The sequence below is a fragment of the Kitasatospora sp. NPDC048540 genome, from assembly GCF_040651175.1.
Classification (GTDB): Bacteria; Actinomycetota; Actinomycetes; order Streptomycetales; family Streptomycetaceae; genus Kitasatospora.
This window is the reverse complement of record NZ_JBEZIR010000238.1, coordinates 1-4,699: the sequence shown is the minus strand read 5'-3', so window position 1 is coordinate 4,699 and position 4,699 is coordinate 1. Positions and strand designations below refer to the sequence as shown.

Genomic DNA, 4,699 nt, shown 5'->3' with positions numbered 1-4,699 from the left:
CACGACGAGCTCACCGACGGCGACCGCTACGCCGACCGCCACACCATGACCGTCACCAAGACCGACGGCTCCACCGTCCGCATGGAGGTCTACCTCTTCGCCGAGTTCGCCGCCGACGGCCGCTTCCGCCGCATCGAGGAGACCACCCTCATGCTCGAAGGCGCCGACGCCGACCGGAACCTCGGCAGCGCCCGCTGAGCCACATGGCCCGCCTGGCGCCCGATGCGCGGGGACAGGGGCCATCGCCGCGTCGCCGTCACGGCGCATCGTCCCCAAAGCGAGAGGAAGTGGTTGTCATGCTCGATGTGCTCATCGCCGGGGCCGGCCCGGTGGGGCTCTGGCTGGCCGCGGAGTTGCGTCTGCACGGGGTGGAGGTGACCGTCGTGGAACGCCGGGCCGCACCGGACGGACGGTCGCGCGCGGTCGGCGTGCAGGCCGGCACGCTGGACACCTTCGCCACCCGCGGCCTCGCGGAGCGGTTCATCGAACGCGGCACGCCGGTGCCGACCGGCCACTTCGGCGCGGCGACCACCCGGCTGGATTTCTCCACGGTCGGGGCGGTGCACCCGTTCATGCTGGCGCTCGGTCAGTCCGTCACCGAGCAGCTCCTGGAGGAGCACGCACGCGCCGTGGGCGCCCGGGTGCTGCGCGGGGAGGAGGTCGTCTCGCTCACCCAGGGCCCGGACGGCGTCGAGGCGGTGATCCGGGCCGACGGCTCCCACCGGACCGTGCGGGCCCGCTGGGTGGTGGGCTGCGACGGCACCCGCAGCGCGGTACGCCAGGCGGCCGGCATCGCCTTCCCCGGTCAGGACACCACCATGACCGGGTGGCTCGCCGACGTCGAACTGGACGACCCGCCCACGGGGCCGCTGGCCGCCACCGGGCCGGCCGGTTCGTTCCTGGTGGCCCCGATCGGCGACGGCGTCCACCGGCTGGCGGGCCTGTCCACGGTCACCGTGCACCGCAGCGCCGGCGAACCGCTGACCCTGGAGGAGGTGCGCGAGCAGACCCGCGCACTGCTGGGACGGGACCTGGGCATCCGCAACCCCCGGTGGCTGTCGCGCTACGGCAACGCCACCCGGCAGGCCGCGCGGTACCGGGCCGGACGGGTCCTGGTGGCCGGGGACGCGGCGCACATGTTCTTCCCCGCCGGTGGGCAGGGCATGAACCTCGGTATCCAGGACGCCACCAACCTGGGCTGGAAGCTGGCCGCCACCCTCCAGGGCCGGGCGCCCGACGGACTGCTCGACAGCTACGACACGGAGCGCAGGCCGGCCGCCCGCGCGGTCATCGACAACACCCGTGCGCAGCTGGCCCTGTTCGCGGCGGCGAGCCCGGAGCAGATCGCGCTGCGCGAGGTCTGGTCCGCCGCGCTGGCCGAACCGCGGACCAACCGGCAGTGGGCCCGACGGATCGCCGGCTTCGACGACCCGCTCCCCGCCGGCACCGCACCCGATGCGCACCCACTGACCGGCACGCGACTGGCCGGACTCGCCCTGGACGTCGCCGACGCGCCCACCCCCCACCCGCTGATGCATCACGGCCGACCGCTGCTGCTGGACCTCGGCGCAACGCGCACGCCGTGTTTCGCGCCCGGCCTGGACCACCGGACGGTGGCCGTCAATGCCGAGAAATCGCATCCGGTCTGGCGGGACGTCACCGCCGTCCTGATCCGGCCGGACGCCCGGATCGCCTGGGCCGCCACCGACACCGACCCGCAGCGCCGCGCCGGGGACTGCCGCGCGGCCCTGCGCACCCTGCGCCGCTGAACGCCGCCCGGTGAGCCCACCCGCCGGCCGCGCCCGGGCGTCCACTTCCACGGTGGACGGCCACCGGGACGAGCGGTGGCCCCGCTCCGGCGGCGTTCGGTGGTCGCTGGTCCATCGAGTGGTCGCAGGAAGCAATGCGGCGTGTTCCGGTGCGACACCGCTGCAGTGGACACAGGCCGCACACCCCTCCGGCAGGGCCGGGTGAACACGTGCGGCGGACAGCACCGGACAGTCCCCGTGAGCTTGATCCGCTGTGACGGACACCCTGGTCAGGGGTGTCCGTCACAGGGGATCGAGCCCAGAACCTCAACGCCGGCCGAGGTGCCGAACCCTCCTGGCCCGGCCCCGGCCGCCCACCCGGTTCGAGGAATCGCCGCCCCGCGACCCGGGCTCCTGAACGGTTCGTCCCCGCGGGGGTGGCTCCGCCGCCGCTGGTCCGACGGGCCCGCGGCCGGGAGCCGGCCGGATCAGGAGAGTGTCGGGATGACCGCCTGGACCTTGGAGGCGACTTCCTGGGGCAGCGTGACGTAGCCGACTGAGCCGATGGACTGCTGGGCGGGGGCACTGCTGGTGTAGGTGAGGAAGGCCTTCAGGGCGTCCAGCGACGCGGACTTGTTGCCCTTGTCGCAGACGATCTCGTAGGTGACCAGGACGATCGGGTAGGCGTTCGGCGCCGTGGTCGCGTAGTCGAGGTCGAGGGTCAGGTCGCCGCCGGTGCCGACGACCTTGGAGGAGGCGAAGGTGGTGGCGGCGTTCGCCGCGGTGGCCTCGACCGGGGAGGGGGCGCCGGTGGCGATCTGCGCGCTCTTGAGGTTGTTGGTCTGGGCGAAGGAGAGCTCGACGTAGCCGATCGAGTTCTTGACCTGCTTCACCTGGGCCGAGACGCCCGCGCTGCCGTTTGCCGACTGGCCGCCCTGGCCCGCCCAGGCTTTGCTCGGCGGGTAGGGCCAGGCGCCGTTCGAGGTCGCGGCGAGGTAGGCGGTGAGGTTGGCGGTGGTGCCGGAATCGTCCGAGCGGTGGATGCTCTGGATCTCGGCGTCGGGCAGGTTCACGCCGGGGTTGAGGGCGGCGATCGCCGGGTCGTTCCACTTGGTGATCTGTGAGTTGAAGATCTTGGCGATGGTGGGGGAGTCCAGGGTCAGTTTGTCGACGCCGTCCACGTTGTAGACGATCGAGATCAGTCCGGCGACCATCGGCAGGTCGATGGCCTGGCCGCCGGTGCAGACCTGCTTGGAGGCGTCGACGTCGGCTGGCTTCAGGGCCGCGTCGGTACCGGCGAAGGCGACCTTGCCCTCGTTGAACTGCTGGACACCGGCGCCGGAGCCGACCGCGCCGTAGTTGACGGTGACGGACGGACAGGCCGCACCGAAGGCGGCCTTCCACACGTCGATCGCATTGCCCTGGGCGGTGGAGCCGGCCCCGAGCAACTGGCCGGACCCGGCGCAGGCGATCGAGGCCCCACTCGCCGAACCGGAGGGGGGCGAGCTCGGCGAGCTCTCCGACCCGCAGGCGGAGGCGGATGCCAGAACGGCGAGCACGGCGGTGGAGGTCAGGAAACGGAAGCGGAAGGCAGCCCGTCGGGGCATGGCGGTCTCCAGGACGACGTCAGCGGCGGACGCAGCCACCATGGGCGCGCTCCCGCACACCCCGATCCCGACATGCCGTCACCTCCTCGCTCTCACCCACCCGGGGGATCGGTGCCACGAAGACGCGCTGGCTCTTGCGCGCGCCGGCGCGTTGGGCGATGGCGAGGATGGTGGGGTCGGCGCCGTCGGAGGCGGTCAGCAGGTCGATGACCGCCTGGTGGACGACTGCGCGGACCTGCTCGGGGTTCCTGCGGGTGCGTTCGGAGGGTTGTTTCGGAGGCATCTCCTCACCCCACGCGCTAGGCACAGATGTTTGCTTAATGGCCCCTCAAGGGACTACAGTCCTCACTGTAAGCACAGATCAGTGCTTAATGCCGAGGAGGCCGTCATGAAGAACCTGCTGTTCCCGAACAACACCCAGTTCTGGTACGAGACCCTGCGCTCGATGAGCCACATCGCCTACGGCGGCGCCGACTTCGGCGAGGTCGTCGCCACCGGCGAGCGCATCACCGAGGGCGACTACGACAGCTGGCACACCGAGTGGCTCGCCACCGCGGACCGGGTGGCGGACGAGGCCGAGCGCGCACTGAAGGCCGGTCACAAGGTCAGCGCCCGCGACGGGTTCCTGCGGGCGTCCAACTACTACCGCTCCGCCGAGTTCTTCCTGCACGGCCACCCGTGCGACCCGCGCCACGACCACGCCTACGACCGCAGCGTGGCCTGCTTCCGGGCGGCGGCCGCACTCTTCACCACCCCGGTCATCGAGCCGGTCGCCATCCCTTACGAGGGCACCACCCTGCCCGGCTACCTCTACCGGGTCGACACCACCGGCACGCCGCGCCCGACCGTGATCATGCACTCCGGTTTCGACGGCACCGCCGAGGAGATGCACTTCGGCGGCGCGCTGGCGGCCGTGGAGCGCGGCTACACCGTGCTGGCCTTCGACGGCCCCGGCCAGCCCGGACCGCTCCACCACCAGGGCCTGGTCTTCCGGACCGACTGGGAGAACGTCATCACCCCCGTGATCGACTTCGCCGAGACCCTCCCGGAGGTCGACAACAGCCGGATCGCGCTGCTGGGTTCCAGCATGGGCGGCCTCCTCGCCCCGCGCGCCGCCGCCTTCGAACACCGGCTGGCCGCCTGCATAGCCGTCGACGGCGTCTTCGACCTCGGCCAGGTCTCCGTCCGCTTCACCCCCCACGACCGCGAGGAGGCCGAGCGCCTGCTGCGCGCCGAGCACGCCCCCGACCTCGACGCCGCCCTCGACGCGGTCATGGCCGACAACGCCACCGCACGCTGGGCGTTCAACCACGGCATGTACGTCATGGGCGTCGACACCCCCCG

General features: G+C 72.2%; 4 protein-coding genes and 1 pseudogene. 3 read left to right on the top strand and 2 right to left on the bottom strand.

All coding sequences use genetic code 11. From position 1 onward, the window contains the following. A pseudogene (locus AB0D08_RS40300) lies at positions 1-198 on the top strand (nuclear transport factor 2 family protein); the annotation flags it as partial. Positions 199-296: 98 nt separating this feature from the next. Then, entirely contained in the window at positions 297-1,769 is a 1,473-nt protein-coding gene (locus tag AB0D08_RS40295; RefSeq protein ID WP_359895343.1) for an FAD-dependent monooxygenase, read from the top strand. Positions 1,770-2,236: 467 nt separating this feature from the next. Here AB0D08_RS40295 and pstS read toward each other — a convergent pair whose 3' ends face one another. Both pstS and AB0D08_RS40285 read right to left on the bottom strand, forming a co-directional pair. Further along, positions 2,237-3,397 (bottom strand): phosphate ABC transporter substrate-binding protein PstS, encoded by a 1,161-nt coding sequence (gene pstS / locus AB0D08_RS40290; protein WP_359895342.1) that lies wholly within the window; start codon positions 3,395-3,397, stop codon positions 2,237-2,239. Beyond that, positions 3,375-3,638 (bottom strand): hypothetical protein, encoded by a 264-nt coding sequence (locus AB0D08_RS40285; RefSeq protein ID WP_359895340.1) that lies wholly within the window; start codon positions 3,636-3,638, stop codon positions 3,375-3,377. The genes pstS and AB0D08_RS40285 overlap by 23 nt, the downstream gene beginning before the upstream one ends. Positions 3,639-3,743: 105 nt before the next feature. Here AB0D08_RS40285 and AB0D08_RS40280 point away from each other — a divergent pair. Further along, a partial coding sequence (locus AB0D08_RS40280) for an alpha/beta fold hydrolase (RefSeq protein WP_359895338.1) occupies positions 3,744-4,699 on the top strand: 956 nt, incomplete at its 3' end.